This window comes from endosymbiont of Lamellibrachia barhami, from assembly GCF_011947365.2.
Taxonomy (GTDB): domain Bacteria; phylum Pseudomonadota; class Gammaproteobacteria; order Chromatiales; family Chromatiaceae; genus QGON01.
The window spans coordinates 1,266,225-1,282,716 of sequence record NZ_JAAVSH020000001.1 but is presented as its reverse complement, the minus strand read 5'-3'; the positions used below and the strand labels follow the sequence as shown (position 1 = coordinate 1,282,716).

Sequence of the window (16,492 nt, the reverse complement as noted above, 5' to 3'; positions counted from 1 at the left end):
CACCCTCCAGCAAATGATAGGGACTCCGTCCAGGGATCTAGCCCGCATTTCTCACCAGGCGGACCCAGCCAATAAAGAAATCCATGGAATTTAATAACATTAAGCCTCATAAAGGAGTGGCGATGGATTGGCACTCTGTCCTATTTGGCTGCAAAGAATCCCGAGTCACCTTGTGGAGTGGAATACGCATCACTAACGCCTACTCATACGTTTGCATCAGTATGCCGGGGGCAGGCCAAGTGAAACCGGAGCTTATTCCAGGATTTCACGAATTCTGAAGTGGTCGCCTGCAGCCGTGGAACGATAGAGTAACGCCCCCAATTGTACGATGACAGCTGCGCCTGCCAGGAGTGTCCAGGCCAATACGGCCGCGGCTTTTTCACCTGCACCAGTAGAGGTGCCAGATGTTTCCTTCATGGAACCGTGGGCGCGCAGGTCGATCCCTGTTGTCAGCCTCGTGAATAGCCGGCAAAAGCTGCGTCTTATGGAAAAACTTCGCAGAAAACCTGCGCTGAAGCAAAGCAAGCGCCATGCAGTGTATTCCGAGCGCCCGTGCTCCCTCTCGCTGTGCCCCACTTGTATCTGGGCAATGCAAGAAGCCATCAGGGCAGCTTCCGCTTTTGGTAGTGCGGGCGGCGGATTCTGAGCAGAGATATCCATGGCCAACACTGACGTTATCGCGTTCAACCCACAACCCCAGTCCCGCAAATTGACACCTAATGCATGACCGACCAGTCGATTCACAAGCCAGGACGGTCCCCTTCTTGTGAGCAGGGAATCCTGCCGGTTTAGACGGATACCACTGGCAAAATCGGCACCATTGCGTATCGCTGCGACCAGGGCTGGAATATCCTCCGGATGATTTTGCAGATCGGCATCAATGGTGACAATGATATCTCCACTGGTTTTACTTATGGCAGCCAGGATAGCTGCACTTTGTCCATAGTTTTTGACTAGGTCCAGGATCTTCACCCGCCCCTCCCCGTCGCGCAAACCAGCTAGAATTTCGTAACTGTTGTCCGTACTTCCGTCATTGGCGTAGATGATCTCGTGTTCCAATCCTGCGGCACGAAGGGTCGAAACCAGGCGTTCATGCAACTGGGGCAGCGAAGCGGCGTTGTTATAAACGGGTACAGTAATAGATATGGTCGGGTTGTCCGGCATACCCATTGGACGCTTGCTCCCACCCAGGTCCGATTCCTTATGACAGATGCAGGTGGTAGGTGTACTCAGCTCGTACATACTCGAGTTTCAAGTCCTGGTAGATGCGATGTACAGGGTAGTTGTCTATCTGGGTGTCAAATTCCGCGCACTGCCAGGACATGTCCTTTGTGTGTGTCAGTGCGTATTGCAACAACCCATGGTAGTCACCACCCCTGGAGCCGCCAAGCCCGGAACCGTAGCACACGATCCCGAAGCTCCGATAGAGTCTCCTATCGTAGCGAAAGGCGAGATACCCAACCACCCGTCCATTCAATTCCGAAACCCAAATTTTATCGGCGTCTCCGTCGAGGTATTTCTCTGCCCAACGCACATAGCGGTCCACTGCGCGTCCACGAAGACTTGGGTCGGCGGAGTATCGCCCCGGATAGTGCGCATACAGTTGGGATGTGAGTTTCAAGATCCGGTCACGGTCACGCGGCTCGTATTCACGGTATCTGCGTGGCTTTCTGGAACGGGTGGCCATCGGTTGTTTCGGCGGTTCACCGGAAGTCGGATGAGAAAGATAGGTAAGAATGGAGTCCGCCATGAAGAATCCAATCTGGGTAAGCGTCCGCTGTGTGCGCAAGTCAGAGGCATCGACGCGCACCGAAAGATGGTCAAATCCAGTCTTCATGAGAAGACCCCGGAGTCCTCCAGCCGTCAGATCTCCACAGAGATGGGTGATACGTCCAATTCGGCGCTTGTACAGGGCGCTGTCCCAGGGAAGGTCGACAGTACGCACCAACCCAGTCGGCATCAACCCATCCCGACACCATAACAGGCGTGCCGTGGGTTCTGGCTCAAGGATGGCATCGGCAAGCGTTTTCGTGGCTTGAACCCTGGAGATAACCGGATAATTCCGATACCGATTATACGGATAGGAACGGACCCAATTCTCTACGAATGCCAGTTCGCTATTTTTCAGGGAAACGAGGCTAGGGGAGGTTCGGTCGCCCGCAGCGGTAGATTTCTTGCTCTCACCCGGATATTTCATCTGCATGCCCTGACAGAAGGTTTTTTCTGTGTGCTATAGACAGTGCAGAATCCGCGATGCCCAAGGCAGATCATCAAGAGATGCCTAGCCCTGGCTCGCGATTGTCGCGAGTACTCTTTTGACTTCCTGAGTCCAGGGCGCGTGTGCCTGATGGTTGAGCGCCTCTTCAAGCTCGCGCTTTGCCAGTTTAACAGCGCCCATTTTGAAGTAGCCAAAACCCAAATGGTAGCGATACAGAGACGATTTTGAATCTCGATCCACTGCTCGCTCCAGATACCGAACAGCCTTTTCGGGGTTCCCAGTCTGCAAATGCACCCAACCAACTGTATCGAGGACATTTGCTTCCTGGGGAGCCAGCTCCAAAGCTCGGTTCGCACGGGTGAGTGCGTTCTGGTACTCACCCAGGCTCAGGTAGAGTAGCGCCACATTGTTAAGCAGAGGTATGGAATCGATATTTGCGGCAAGACCTTCTTCATATACCGCTGCACTTTTCTGAACAAGTCCTGATCGCTGATAAATCTGGGCAAGCGCCAAGTAATAACGAATAACAGTCGGTTCGATACCAATTGCCGACCTCAACAACTTGGTCGCCGTTTCTGCATCACCCTTTGCCAGCTTAATCTTTGCGAGCTGGTAGAAAGCAGTAGCCAATCGACTTCCTTCGCGGGTAGCATGCTCCAGGGCTGCCTCAGCCTTGCCCGTATCCTGCCGACGAGCCCAACTCATCCCAAGAACCGCGTAGGCACGAAACTCAACATCGCCAGCGGGATCAGATCCCTTTCCGAGCCGACCCAAGACATCATCAGCCAGCTCAATCGCGCGCCCTGTATCGCCTTTTTTGAGGTAGATGCGCGCCATCTGTGTATGAAACAGCAACTTTCGCCGGGTTTTTGCTGCGCCTCTTTTATAGGTCTCTATCGCAGCGTCGAAGTCACCCAGAAACTCATGGGCCTCGGCGAGGGCATGGTAGCGTGCAGGATCATCTGGCTTTGATTGCAGTGCCTCCTCCAAAGATTCTGTATGTATCGCCAACCGCAGTTCGGCCCTCTGTTTCTCCACTGCCTCAGCAGATACGCCTGATTCCAAGGCGCTGTCGATATATTCCTCGGCCTTTACCTGGTCGCCATCCGCAATATAGCTTTTCGCCAGCAAAAAGGCTGTATCCGGATCCGCCGGACTCAAGCTGCTCTGAATCACTTCCCTCGCCAGACTGGTACTTCCGAGTTCTATCAATTCAGTGGCATATAATTTCTTAAGTACAGGGTCAGCGAGTCCAAACTGCATCTCGTGGCGCTGTAGGTAATGCACAGCCTTTTCATGCCAACCATTCACCCTTGCCAGCTTTGCGGCCAGACCGAGCGATTTGCGACTATCGCCAGCTTTTTGTAATCCGGTGTCGAGGGACTCGATCGCATCCGCCGCCCTGCCCAGGGATGCAAAGACCTGACTCTGCAACAGGAACCCATCGAACAGGCTGGGGTATTTGGTAATCATGATCCGGGCATACTCGAGCGCGGCCATGTGCTCGCGTTCGCGGATCTTCAATAAGACCAACTCCCGCAGCAAGAGCTGCGCTGGAGGAACGTCGCCCTTAGGGCCGCGGAGTACACGCTCCGCCGCATTGTAGTTTGCGGTTGCCTGATAGACCCTGCCGAGGCGGAGCCGGGTCTGCACATGCAGAGGATCCTTCATCAGGATGTTTTTCAGCTCCGCCTCCGCTTTACTGTATTGCCCTTTTCTGAAGTATACCCCCGACAGGTTTAGACGGGCCGGGATTGCACCCGGGTCACTTTCGAGAGCGGCCAGCAGCGCCTTTTCCGCCTCTTCAAGATCGCCTGCACCCAGCTTGGCTTGGGCCAAAAGGTTGAGCAATAATGCTTGCAGATTGGGGTGAAGATCCATCCCGAGCCGCGCTTGTCGGGCAGCGCCCTCGAATCTGCCCTGTTTGAGCAGATTTGCAATCAACAGGATACGTGCATCCAGTGCGTTTGGAGTCGTCTTGAGCGATTCCCGCAGGGCGATCTCCGATTGCTCCAGATCGCCGCCGATATAACGGTAAAGCCCCTCGAGTGCGAACTGCGCATCAGAACCCAAATCCGCGCTCACCAACGACTTCAACAGCTCGTTTACCCCCTCTTCCCTCCGATCCAGGAGTAGATAGGCCTTTCCCAGAAGATGATGCAGTTCGGGAGATTTTTTAATGGAGAGTGCCTTTTCCAGATACTCCGATGCCGCCTTTGGTTGCTCCGTCCGCAATGAAATAATCCCCAGCAACTTGAGCGCCTCGAAGAAGTTGGGGTTCAGTGCTATGGCCTCCTTCAGTCGGCGCACGGATTCCTTCGTTCGTCCTTCCTTTATGAGTACGTATCCGAGGGTGTATAGCACCTGGGTCGAGCTGGAAACATCCAATGCCTTTTCCAGAAGGTCAACCGCGGCATGGTAGTCGGGCTGCTCCCGTCGGATCAGCGCCAGTGCCTCGAAATAATACCCCAAGCCCTTGCTGGGGGAACCTGCAGGAATTTCCTTCGCCACGCGGGCGATGGCAGGGTAATCACGCCGCTCCATGTGGATCTGGATCAGTGCTCTGAGGGCCGTTTCCTGCTCAGGTTCGATCCTGAGTACCCGCTGAAAGTAATCCACTGCCCGGGGCAAGTCATTGGTACGGCGAAATAGCAGTCCCAGCCCCAGCAGCGCCTTGGTATTGGTCGCATCACGTGCCAGGAGCGCCTGGTAGATTCTTTCAGCTTCTTTCGAATCTCCCATATCCAGCAGGATGTTGGCCAACAACAAGCGCAATGGGTCAGCACGTGCCGCTGGAACCAGTTGAATGGCCCGGGTGACGCTCCACCGGGCTGCGCGCCAATCCCCAAGCCCCGCCTGCGCGTATCCCAGGATTGCCAGCATTTCACCGTCATCCGGCTTGTCCTGGAGATGGGTCTGGGCCAGTTTGAGCACTTCCCGGAAATGCCGGGTCTCCAAAAGCTGACGGATTTTCGTACTGCCGGAAAACTGCCCAGAACCCGGTGGCGAGATGTAGATTGCGTGGGCTGTATTCCAGAAGACCGCCAGTTGCAAACATATGCCGATAAAAACCGCAACACCGAGACCTTTCTTTAATGCCATTTCATTTATCTCACGACTCATCACGATCTTAGTATCGGCGCAGGTAGCTGCAGACACCACTACTCAGAGCAGGTTGTCCAAAACGTGATCATACACGTTTCAAAGTCCACCACTTATTCAGCGGACAAAATCGACGGTACAGCACGGATGCGCATCCAGGCACCATAATGAACAGGAAGGAGTTTTCCAGATGCTTCGATCACCTACATAAACCTGTATTTTCAAAATCGAGAAGCGGAAAGGAGGCCCCAATCGGCCTCCTTCCCGCTGTGAGGGGAAAGACAGTCTATGCGTTGTATCTGGCGGGCATTATACGCCTGCGCCGTGATACGGCTACGCCGAGGAGACCAGTACCCAGCAATATCAGCGCGCCCGGTTCAGGCGTCCGGATGGTAAAATTGGCTGCCATGACCTGGTCAAATGGCAGCGCCCAAGACTGATCAAACACTGCAATGTCGGGCCCGGGCGTGGTCAGATGCTGTTCGAACAAGGGTCCTAAGGTGATATCAATGTCAGGGACGCCCAAAGCATTCACTATGCCCGGCAGATCCAGTCCCAGATGGGCAGAGAGGATCTCCAGATCGAACGTGGGGTCGATCCGCAGGGAAGTGGTATTGGTGAAGGTGTTGTCGAGGAAAAAAAGTGGGTGTGACGGTGGTTTCCTTTGCCACTGGTGTGTTGAACAGGACGCTGTCCCCCACTGCAACAGTCTTGGACTGCCCGTCACTGAGATCCAACTGTACCATCAACGTCGGGTCGAAGGTAAAACTCTGGACAACCTGGACGTTGGCGCCAACCAGGACGTCAATCAGATTGTAGCCGACCGATGCGCCGAAAATTCCAATCTCCGCGCCCAATGGCGGCAGGCCAAGCAGGGTTGTTGCGATCAGGTCAAGGTCGACATCGACGTCAAGGAGGGGATCCGAACCTATGCCGGAGGAAACGAGGTCTCCACTGGCGTTGGTCCCCGCCGTCGAGGTGTCGAGATCCGGAATCTGAGCCGTCGTGGTGATTGGTCCAATATCAAACGTGATGGCGGTGGTATTCGAGTCGATATCCACCAGATTGATCGTCTCGTTGATATCAATAGTCGGAAAATCCAGGGCGCCGCAGAGTACGACGCAAACTTCGAATCCCCCCTCCGCGTGTACGTCGAAGACAAAATCGAGAGTCAACGAGGCCTCGGGGAAGTTCGTGCTCATGGCGGTGGCGCCCTCGGCGAGCGAGGTGGAAAGAAGGAGCGGCGCACCCGCGCTCAGATCCTGCGGGTCAGGCCACTCGAACGTGGTGCCCACCGGGTACGCCACGTTGACCGAGCCGGAGTCAGCGGCGAGAGCGAGATCAAAACCGATCTGGCCATCCGTGCTGCCGGAAATCTCAGCGCCGTAGTCTCCGAGATCGACTGCGGGAATCGTCACCGCAGGTGTACAGACGCCCCACAGGCAAATTTCCGGAATCAGGGGGATCGCCGGCGTAGAGACCTCAGCGATATCTCCGATCGAGCCGGACTCGTTCCATTGCGGACCAATGAAATGGTTTATATCCAGGATTCCCGCCCCACCCGGCGCCCACATGCTCTGGTCCGTTGTCTCAAACGCTACGTCACTTGCGTACATTGCCGCTTGAACCGGGGCCTGCCAGAAAGCAAACAGGCAACCACCCCACAGTGCAACCAGAATTCCCCTCACTCTTTGCATGCCCATTTTGATATCCTTTATTGTTCATCCAGCGAAGAATCACGATCGAGTTCTAAATCACTGCAAATTTATTTTCCTGTCGTCGTAAGCGTTGCTGCGGAAATAAGGTCAAGACTTTAAGGTGATCACCAAAAAAGCAGCACGAACATCATGTTAAGTCAAGCATATTTTATGCCTTAAAAGATACCTCTTTGTTTTTGCAGTGTAATGTTCATATCAGAAACCATCATATAGTTAAGGAATGTAAAATAATCCGACACACTTTAATGATTATAAATCCTATTATTAAGCATATACCCATAAATTATGGCCTTTGTGCCCTTAATTTTTCATTCCAGAGCTCCACTGTAGATTGTTAACTAGCTGTAATAAAAGAAAATATCAAGGATCTGCGGTCCAGGGGGAAGGCTGGATTCGCAGCTTAGGGCAGGCCGATTGCAACTGTAAAGTTTTTCGACAAATGCGGCGAGTTCCAACCTGTGATTCGTCTAATTGACAACTCTGCGACCATTCGGTAGTTTGCTGGCAGGTAGAGAGTGGCGTTTATTTCCCCCTACGCCACATTAGACTTTCTTATCAAAAGATTCATATTCTAAAAAACAGCTCCCGGAGACCCTCCATATTTATCGCATGACCCAGCTATGAGGAACCATCCCTTTAGGCACCTTGTCTCGCGGGATCTCATATGGATCTGCCTGGTGCTGCTGGGTCTCCTCCTGCTCACAGTGCCATTCCTCACAAGCGGTCCAGACGTTTGGCTGGAAATCGATTGGATCGACGGCAGGAAGCTTTTTTCCATTGACGATGCGTATCGTTATTTCGCCGCCAAGAATGCCTTCCGTGTACCTACGATTTTCCTCTGGAATTATGTTATGCCACTGGCACTGCTGTTTGATGCGATAGTGGCCGCGCTGTCTTTCGACAATCTGCTAGTCATGCGATTGAGTCACGCCCTCGTAGGAATAGTGACTCTCGTAGTGATCGCCCGTGCCAGCCTTAGATCCGGATGTCACCCTATCCTGGCTGCTGCATCCGTTCTGATTGTAGGACTGATGCCTCTCTACGTGATCCTCTCTTCCAGTTTCTACGCGGAAGGTCTCTTTGGCTTGATGCTGGCCGTGGCTTTCATGCTCCTCATTGAGAAGAGAAACACCTCGCTTGCCATCATCGTGGGGCTGTTGCCATTGGTCCGGCCAGAGGGAGGAATATACTGCCTTTTATTCCTAATCTACTTCGGGCTTCGTCGAGATACCAAACAGGGTGTACTTGTTGCGTTGCCCAGTTTGATTTACCTGGTTGTTTTTCTTCTTATGCATTCGGGAGGCGGGATGTCCTTTCTCGGGTGGCGACTCGAATTGAGAAACATACTGTCACCGACGCTGGGCCAACAATCCGGTTCGGAGATTTCGCTGGATCGACTGTTAAATCCACTCTGGTGCGGTCTGGCTCTAGGCTCGTTGTTGATTCGCAGATACAGGAAGTGGTGGCCGATTCTCCTCGGGCCCTGGGTTCTGATTGGGATACAGGCATTGGCTATCACTCGAGGAGTGCAGGATTTTGAGCTCAGATACCTGTTCTCTGTCATCCCCATTTTCGGGATTGCCTGGGCATTTCCGATCCACTACTTGTTTCAGGCGAAACCCAAGTTGCGTATCCACAAGCGTCTGATCACGCTCCTTACAGCCGCGATTTTCCTTACCACCCTGGCAGGGCACATGTCGCAGTCTGAATGGTTACGCCAACTTTACGATCAGCTGGGGTCCTCTAAGCATAATTTGGCTAAAGGACAGGAAATAGAACGAGATCCGGATCAGGGTCTCAAACGATTCAACCCAAGGCCATTACGTGCCTTCGCTGGCAGAGTCGACACCTATGCGGGTGTCCATAAAGACATTCAAACCATCTTCGTTGCGAATCCAATCCCCCTGTATTTCCTCGACTTTTTGAAAAATGGGCCGCACATCGAGACCGTGTTGATTCCGCATAACGCAAATATAACGGCCAATTCCAATGGTTATTTCTTTGGATTCAGCCTGACAACATTGTCGTATCGCTATTTTAAGTTCGCTCCACCAGACCCTGCCCAGCCAGCCTCTGCGATGCTGATCCTCAATGATTCCGGCTATAGCCCCTTCACTCATTTGACCTTCGGCGAAAAAACCAGCCCTGGCATGTCTTTAGCACAGAGTAAGAAGGGCATTGTCGCAAATATACAATCCGGATCAATGCAGGCTTTTGCAGTAACATACTCGTCCCGGGACTCTGTTCAGTGGTCATTTTCCGAACCGTAAAAGTTTCATAGAACTCGCGCAAAAATAGCTTTCTATTTTTTGCATCTCCAGATTCCAAGGCTTGTACGCTATAAAAAAGATCCCCGCCGCAAGCGGACGGGGTATTAGATTGTAGGAGCGGCGCCCTCGCCGCGAAAACTCCGTAGATGGGTAAATCGCGGCGGGGCGCCGCTCCTACGAACGCTTCGTAGCAAGCTGAGGGGAATCAAACCTAAAGAAATTGAATGAGAACAGGAGCAGGCTTCAGCCAGCCAACAGCCAATTCGCGTTGACCGCAGTGCCCCGATTTAGATCGGTTTCAATAAAAAATCTGCCGCCCAGCCCTTCAACCCACTCAGGCATGCTATACAAACCCAACCCACCGTTTTGATCGGGAAAACCTTTCGCATAGACCTCAGTGAGATCAAAGCCCCGCCCATCGTCCTCGATCGACAGAGATAACTCATCCCCCTCTCTGTGCAGGGTGATCACTATTCGTGTGGCATTGGAATATTTGACGGCATTGTTCAACGCCTCCTGCACCACACGAAAAATTGCGGTTTTGTACTTGTCTGGAATTTGATCCTCCGACACTGTAAACGACGTCTCGATGGAAAATCCCGGCTTCGTCTCACGCAGGCGCCTGCAGTGGCATTGAATGACCAAAAGAACGCCAAGGTCGTCCAGCACAGAGGGACGAAGCGCCATGCAGATATTACGGACTTCGGTAAGCGCCTCTCTCACCAACAGGGGCAACGAGCAAAGATTCTCCCACTCATCACCTAGATACTCCTCGGCAGTTTTCCGCTCAATATGGGTAACGCAGCGTTGTACGCGCAGGCTGATTTCGGTCAGCGACTGGCAAACGGAGTCGTGCAGTTCCCGCGAGATCCGCTTTCGTTCCGCCTCCTGGGCATTGAGCAGGGAGAGTGGAAGATTTTCTGAACCCGAACTGGAATGACTCCTGCCGCAACCCGCAATGCGGCCATCGGCCAATTCTACTGGACTAAAGTCGAGGCTCTCATACCGCTTGGCCATTTCAGGCATGTTGTTGATGCCTGGACGGCCGCGCCGCCCGCCAACAGATTCCTTGACGACTTTCAGTCTCTCCATCCGATATATCCCCCGTAGTATATGGCCAAGTGCTATGTTTTTTGTTTCACGCCCGTTTGCCGTCCGCTGTGCCAGGCTATTATTTGATGAAATACCATGCAAACCATGTGCCACTACTAAAAACTAGCGCCACCAGTTTGATATATGTCACGTTTCTTGAGACCCATCCAGCTGGAAATTACTTAGTGGAAAGTATCCCGACACCGTAAATACCCTAGGTTTTTTTGCTAACCCATTGTTTTTTCTTGTTTTTTTATTTTTTTCCTTCTGTTGCCGCAGCTAACTACTGTAAAGAATACCGACACTCCCCATCTTGACATCTATAACTAATTGTTTTTTATATATTTTATCTTAATCCAGTGACCTGTCCGCAAACTGCGCACCCTGTTTCTTAAGCAAAAACTAAAGAACACCCTACCCATCATAGTAGGGTTTCACCAAATTGATCAATAGCAGCAACGATATTTAAATATAGCGGCAGTGGGCAAGGCACGATTAGATAGTAATTTCAATGCGCTGCTTCATGATTTTGCCATTTTTTATGGCGATTTTAAGATTTTGGCTGGCATGTATATATGGTGAATGGTCAGCCAGGATTTAAAATCAACCGCATGAAGCAGAATACGGGACTCTCCCACTGGTCCTGTTAATCTCGGAGGAGAGAAAAATGAAGAAGAGGATCTTATTGTTAGGACTCGCGATCGCGATGCCGTTGTTTAGCGGCCAGGCTTCAGCGGCGGTGAGGCACCTGTATCTCGCTGCCACAGACGGCATGATGTATCTGCCTAACCACAACGGGTATGCGCCAAATACGCCGACCACAGGGGGTGTCGACCAGGCTGCGGCAGACTACCGCAAAGTCTATATCCGCGGCTTCTGCGATGACGTGGATGGCACCGCAGCCCTGCCGGGCTGTGCCAACATGCCGTCGGCATAGGTTTCATCGCACTGGCCGGCATCGCGGTGGAGACTGCGGTGGTGATGATCGTCTATCTCAATCAATCTTATACCACCGCAGCAAACATCGCTGCCGCTCAGGGACGGAAGATGACAAAGAGTGAGTTGCGGGAGGCAGTGATCAAGGGGGCGGTACTGCGAGTGCGGCCAAAGATCATGACCGTGGCCAGCGTTATTCTCGGTTTGTTGCCGATCCTGCTGGCGAGCGGGGCCGGGTCGGATGTGATGCGGCCGATCGCCGCGCCAATGGTAGGTGGCATGTTGAGCGCAGCGCTGCTCACTCTGGTGGTGGTCCCCGCCGCCTTCTTCGTTTGGAAAGAGCGGCAGAGCAATTAAACCACCCCACTGCAAGCAGACGGGCCATTAAAATGTAGGATGTGGTGACGACTGCATGGATGCAGGAGGTAGAGCAACGCATGGAGCAGTTGCCGAATGAAACGAACCGCATCAATCGCGACAGATGCGCATCGCTACGCTCAGCACATCCTACAATTCCGAGTTTTCCGTACTTTCGTGGGGTAGCTATATAGTTACTTAAGTGTCCGTCCGGAAACAAGTGAATATTTGTAGCCTGGATGATGCGCAGCGGAATCCAGGAAGATAAGTGGCTGATTCATAGCCTACTCCCGGATTACGCAAGCTCCATCCGGGCTACGCAATTGGTTTCCAGATAAATATCACCTATCGCTTTTAGAAACTCCAGCGATATCCGAGGGTGAAAAAGTAATCGAGAAAGGTATCGGTGGACACCGAGGTCTCCTCTTTATGCCAGTTGCCGCCACCCTCCACCTCGAACACCAGATCGCTTCTGAAGCGGTAGTCCGCCTGCAGGGTCCCGCCGGCGGTGATACGGGTCCCACCATCGTCATTGTTGCGGTACGAGAGATTGACCCGTGGGTTGACTCTCCAGAGATTGGTAATCGGATAGCGGCTGTTGCTCTTACTAAAGTGACACTGCCAAACTTTTATAGTTCATTATAATATGTATGTAATATTTTCTTTCAGACATTTTCTTCAGAATTGTATACACCAACATTGTAATTGTAGCTAGTTTGCTATATAATTGATAAAAAATGCTTTTAAAATCAACAACAAACCTCATAAAAAGTTTTTATTATATATTTTATATATAATTTATATATCAACTACACATGTAAAGAAATTGTTACATATTCAAAAATCTTCCAATTTAAACAGCAAATGAATACCTTTATTAACCAATCTGATGTTTAAATAACCAACCAAAGTAAAAAGACGTGCAGTCATGTCGCATTACTGAGAAGTGACACCCATTAAGTTCATATTCTAAACAGGTTGGTCTAGTGGAACCTGACAAGTGAGAAAAACCCATTTATAAACCTCCCGCTAAGCCTGTATCTGGAGAAACTGGCTCAGAACCACAGTTATGAGCCAATGACCTAGAGTAAACAGGCAAGTATGTATTGGCATGCAGGTCAGCATATCATTCATACACCCAGTTTCATAAATAACTTGGTCAAGCATTATGTGCTGCAGTAAAAATAGCTTCATAACACAGAGTAGGCTTGGTTGGCAACTCTAATACGATTTTTCCGCTGATCTCATTTCAAATTCATTTGTAAAAACTTACTCTACTGTCCAACTGCAACATGTTAATCATTTATGCAACTTTGTATGTAGTTTTTGTGAAATCATCAGACAAATATAAATTACTTAATGTTTGGTCAAACATTAAGTGAAGTGAAATTAGGCATTTTTAAACGCGATGTTACTAAACTTTTTTAAATGCGGATTACATAAACTATTCACACTACATGTTTTGGACACCAACAAACCAGATTTGGTGATAGGCTAAATCGCTGAGGATGGCTTTTTAAATAGATATATTAACATTTTTATCAGGGTTCTGTACACTAAGGCCCTCAGGATGATTTCAAATTTCAAAGGCCATTTCAAGAATTTGGGCTGAGCTGTTCAGCGTCCAGTTGGTCTGCGCCAAAAAGGTCGTCAGCCGATTATGGAAGATATCGTAATCCACCAGACCGAAGAACGAGCGTTGATCGTCGAAATAGCGTGCCTCACCGCCCACTGCCCTGCGGTCCACCAGATGGTCGACCCGTTGCTCGATGGCGAACAGGGTGATGTCGGTATCGTAGAAGAGTGAGGCCAGCTCTGCATTTCCGCCGACGAACCACTTGTCGTCGCGGATAAAAACATCGCTGGACTTCTCCACCGGGATACCCGAATAGACGTTAAGCCTGACGTCCTCGGAAAACTGGTAACCGATGACGCCCCCGTCAAATCTGTTGAGGATACCGCTCGAACGGAAGCGTTGGCGGCCGAAACGCCCGACCACGCCCTCGGCGCGTCGCTCCACCTCGAAAAAAGCATCGGTCAGCGCCTCCCGGTTGCCTGACCCATTGCCCAACAAATCGATGTCATAGGAGCCGTTCAACTGCAGCCGCATGTCGACATCGGCACTGGAACGACGCACACTCAGATCGATGCTGTTATTGACCTGAGAGCGGGTGACACTCTCGTCATCGTCAACAAAATCACTCTCGATGCCGTCCCGCTGGTAGGACTGAAAAAAACTGCCAAAAATCTCCCACTCCGCTTCCCGCTCGCCGGCAACTGCCCGGGTCGGCTCGCGCAGCTTCTCCTTGGGTTGCTCCGCCGCCGAAATCAGGCCGACGAGACGCTGGTTCACTCGCACAGAGTCAGAGCCTTCTGGATAGAGCTCCAGGTAACGGCGGTATTCCGCCTTGGCATGAGCAATCTGACCATTGCGCTCCCGCGCCAGACCGAGCAATTCGAGCACCTCCTTCGCAAATAGATTGTCCGGCTCCTCCATGATTGCCGTCAGCATGCGGATAGCCTTCGGGTAGTCCTTGGCGGTCATGATCTCGCGGGCCTTCTCCATCATCCGGGCAAGCCGTTCAGGAACCGGCTTCACCTCCTGTTTCGGTAACATCAGCGGTGCCTCCCCCGCTTCGGGTGACGCATCTGTGTCTCTCTGAATACGAGACTTCTCTTCGGCCGAAACCCGGTCCACCCAACTATTGGGATAGAAGTGACGGATCTCCTTTTTGAACCGTTCCGCCTCGGCAGCAGACCGAAAAAAGCCCAGACGCAGCCGGTACCACTGCTGGTCGTCGACCTCCGTCTGCGTAGTATAGAGCCGTCGCCCCGTCGGCACAGGCACAGGTGCAACCTTCTTGAAATCGATCGGCTGCTGCTGTGAATGCAGGTTCAGGGCGAAATCTCCGCCCACGAATTGCGGCTTGTCTCCTGGCTGTACCACTACAGCAGGAAGTTCAGAGACTGCTGGAATCTCCGTGGGCGGCACCTCAAACAGCGCCCCTCCCTCCGGTTCATCAAGCTTTATACTTTCAACCTTTTTCTCCTTTTTCAGCACCACAGAAATCGAGAAAAAACCTTTGCCCTGGGTGATCTCATACTCACCAATCGAAGTGGAGAATGAGAGCAACATGGTAGAGTTGCCGATCAGTTCTCCATTGAAGACGACCCGCTCCAGTGGAATCTCGGCACTCGGCTTCCAGGAGAGGGTCTCGCTACCGGTGAGAAATTCCTCTTCCGTACCCGGGGTAACAACCGGTTTCACGCGGATCACAATCTCGTTTCTGGCACTGTTCACCAGATCGCTGACCACACGCACCGGGAGATTGAAAAAGATCGAGATCCGATTCTCCTCCTCCCCGAACCCGGCATCGATCCGGTCCATCACCCGTGACTTGGCCATGGCTCCGGTGGTTATCGATAGCGACAGCAGCATCAGCAGAGTGGCTGCCCAGAACTTTCCCGCTATTTTTTTCATTACATACCTTTTGTCTATTATTGTTTTGGAAACAGGTTGGTCCAATACAAACCTCGGGAGGCGATGAATCACTTGGCGAAGATTCACCAGCCTCCCGACCAATTACTGGATTGTAGAATATAACGCAACGGGCCGGGCACCATTCCCTGGTAACCACTCCCAAGACTCATCGTTAATCGAAATCCCCGTCGCTCACTCTGTGCTCACGCTGTCTGTACTTCTTTATCGTCGTCATTGAACTGTCAGTATAGACATGACATGGACCGCTGCAGTCGCGCAGTTCGGTAACCGTATACTTGCGATCAGGGTTCTCATGCTTCTTGTGCGGACCCGATTCATAATCCCCGGCGTGGCAACCCGCACAGTCGGGGGCATAACCTGCGTTACGCCAGGTCACCACCTGACTGTTGCTTGCATGGCAACTGGTACAAGCCAGGTTGGAACGGTGATCCCCCGGATAACTTCCCGAGTTATGGCGATAGACCAGGGTCGGCAGCCAACCGGTGGTGCGGTGGCAGCTATCACATTGCTGCGTGGTCTGGAAATGACCGGCGTGCTTGCCCTCTGCCTGATTGCCGTTGTGGCAGGTGGAACAACTGCCGGTCACCGTGTTGTGATCGAAGCGCACCGAAGTCCAGGTAGTTTGCGAAAGGTGACAGCTATCGCAAGCCGCCGTGGTCTGGACGTGACTGCTGTGCTTACCGGTGGCGGTGGTGCCGTTGTGGCAGCTCTGGCAAGTCCCCGTAACGCCTCCGTGATCGAAACGCACTGCGGTCCAGTTCGTCTGCGAGATATGGCAGGTATCGCAACCGGCAGTGGTCTGGATATGACTGCTGTGTTTGCCGGTGGCAGTAGTGCCGTTATGGCAGCTCGCACAGCTGCCGGTGACTCCGGTATGGTCGAGGCGCACTGCAGTCCAGCTCGTCTGCGAGATATGACAGGTTTCACAACCGGCAGTGGTCTGAATATGACTGCTGTGCTTGCCGGTCGCGGTGGTGCCGTTGTGGCAGCTCGCGCAGCTGCCGGTAACTCCGGCGTGGTCAAACCTCACCGCGCTCCAGCTCGTCTGTGAGATATGGCAGGTATCACAACCAGCGGTGGTCTGCACATGGCCACTGTGCTTGCCGGTAGCCGTGGTGCCGTTATGGCAACTCGCGCAGCTGCCGGTGACTCCGGCGTGGTCAAAACGCACTGCGGTCCAGCCCGTCTGCGAGATGTGGCAGGTTTCGCAGCCGGCGGTGGTCTGCACATGACCACTGTGCTTGCCGGTAGCCGTGGTGCCGTTGTGGCAGCTCGCGCAGCTGCCGGTGACTCCGGC

The 16,492-nt window shown here is 52.4% G+C and carries 11 protein-coding genes; 3 read left to right on the top strand and 8 right to left on the bottom strand.

Annotated elements, in window-relative coordinates; all coding sequences use genetic code 11:
• Positions 1–252: 252 nt before the first annotated feature.
• The 5 genes from G9Q73_RS05730 to G9Q73_RS05710 all read right to left on the bottom strand — a co-directional run bounded on the left by G9Q73_RS05730 (position 253) and on the right by G9Q73_RS05710 (position 7,023).
• The gene (locus G9Q73_RS05730; RefSeq protein WP_177418942.1) at positions 253–1,170 is read right to left on the bottom strand and encodes a glycosyltransferase family 2 protein; all 918 of its coding nucleotides are present in this window, start codon (positions 1,168–1,170) and stop codon (positions 253–255) included.
• A gap of 31 nt (positions 1,171–1,201) precedes the next feature.
• A complete protein-coding gene (locus tag G9Q73_RS05725) occupies positions 1,202–2,197 on the bottom strand; it encodes a hypothetical protein (RefSeq protein WP_177418941.1) in 996 nt (331 codons plus the stop codon).
• 84 nt (positions 2,198–2,281) lie between these two features.
• Positions 2,282–5,320 carry a tetratricopeptide repeat protein gene (locus G9Q73_RS05720; protein WP_177418940.1) on the bottom strand — a complete coding sequence of 1,013 codons (3,039 nt, stop codon included), beginning with the start codon at positions 5,318–5,320 and terminating at the stop codon, positions 2,282–2,284.
• Between the two features lie 286 nt (positions 5,321–5,606).
• Positions 5,607–5,729 carry a PEP-CTERM sorting domain-containing protein gene (locus G9Q73_RS20370; protein ID WP_177418939.1) on the bottom strand — a complete coding sequence of 41 codons (123 nt, stop codon included), beginning with the start codon at positions 5,727–5,729 and terminating at the stop codon, positions 5,607–5,609.
• A 103-nt stretch (positions 5,730–5,832) separates the two neighbouring features.
• Positions 5,833–7,023 (bottom strand): hypothetical protein, encoded by a 1,191-nt coding sequence (locus tag G9Q73_RS05710; protein ID WP_177418938.1) that lies wholly within the window; start codon positions 7,021–7,023, stop codon positions 5,833–5,835.
• A gap of 692 nt (positions 7,024–7,715) precedes the next feature.
• Here G9Q73_RS05710 and G9Q73_RS05705 point away from each other — a divergent pair.
• Positions 7,716–9,308 (top strand): glycosyltransferase family protein, encoded by a 1,593-nt coding sequence (locus G9Q73_RS05705; RefSeq protein WP_177418937.1) that lies wholly within the window; start codon positions 7,716–7,718, stop codon positions 9,306–9,308.
• Between the two features lie 243 nt (positions 9,309–9,551).
• On the opposite strand, the gene G9Q73_RS05700 is transcribed toward G9Q73_RS05705, so the two are convergent.
• Positions 9,552–10,400 (bottom strand): sensor histidine kinase, encoded by an 849-nt coding sequence (locus G9Q73_RS05700; protein ID WP_177418936.1) that lies wholly within the window; start codon positions 10,398–10,400, stop codon positions 9,552–9,554.
• Positions 10,401–11,067: 667 nt separating this feature from the next.
• On the opposite strand from G9Q73_RS05700, the gene G9Q73_RS05695 reads away from it, so the two are divergent.
• A complete protein-coding gene (locus G9Q73_RS05695) occupies positions 11,068–11,337 on the top strand; it encodes a hypothetical protein (protein ID WP_246345053.1) in 270 nt (89 codons plus the stop codon).
• Between the two features lie 44 nt (positions 11,338–11,381).
• Positions 11,382–11,693, top strand: a complete 312-nt coding sequence (locus G9Q73_RS05690; protein ID WP_246345051.1) for an efflux RND transporter permease subunit — start codon at positions 11,382–11,384, stop codon at positions 11,691–11,693.
• A 1,576-nt stretch (positions 11,694–13,269) separates the two neighbouring features.
• Here G9Q73_RS05690 and G9Q73_RS05685 read toward each other — a convergent pair.
• Positions 13,270–15,174 (bottom strand): SPOR domain-containing protein, encoded by a 1,905-nt coding sequence (locus G9Q73_RS05685; RefSeq protein ID WP_177418935.1) that lies wholly within the window; start codon positions 15,172–15,174, stop codon positions 13,270–13,272.
• A gap of 172 nt (positions 15,175–15,346) precedes the next feature.
• Positions 15,347–16,492, bottom strand: a 1,146-nt coding sequence (locus tag G9Q73_RS05680) for a hypothetical protein (RefSeq protein WP_304956558.1), incomplete at its 5' end; no start/stop codon positions are given.

What these genes read in the sequence shown, in the direction of transcription:
- G9Q73_RS05730 (WP_177418942.1), bottom strand. Translation starts at nt 1,170, where the DNA reads ATGGGTATGCCGGACAACCCGACCATATCTATTACTGTACCCGTTTAT.
- G9Q73_RS05725 (WP_177418941.1), bottom strand. Translation starts at nt 2,197, where the DNA reads ATGAAATATCCGGGTGAGAGCAAGAAATCTACCGCTGCGGGCGACCGA.
- G9Q73_RS05720 (WP_177418940.1), bottom strand. Translation starts at nt 5,320, where the DNA reads ATGGCATTAAAGAAAGGTCTCGGTGTTGCGGTTTTTATCGGCATATGT.
- G9Q73_RS20370 (WP_177418939.1), bottom strand. Translation starts at nt 5,729, where the DNA reads ATGGCAGCCAATTTTACCATCCGGACGCCTGAACCGGGCGCGCTGATA.
- G9Q73_RS05710 (WP_177418938.1), bottom strand. Translation starts at nt 7,023, where the DNA reads ATGGGCATGCAAAGAGTGAGGGGAATTCTGGTTGCACTGTGGGGTGGT.
- G9Q73_RS05700 (WP_177418936.1), bottom strand. Translation starts at nt 10,400, where the DNA reads ATGGAGAGACTGAAAGTCGTCAAGGAATCTGTTGGCGGGCGGCGCGGC.
- G9Q73_RS05695 (WP_246345053.1), top strand. Translation starts at nt 11,068, where the DNA reads ATGAAGAAGAGGATCTTATTGTTAGGACTCGCGATCGCGATGCCGTTG.
- G9Q73_RS05690 (WP_246345051.1), top strand. Translation starts at nt 11,382, where the DNA reads ATGATCGTCTATCTCAATCAATCTTATACCACCGCAGCAAACATCGCT.
- G9Q73_RS05685 (WP_177418935.1), bottom strand. Translation starts at nt 15,174, where the DNA reads ATGAAAAAAATAGCGGGAAAGTTCTGGGCAGCCACTCTGCTGATGCTG.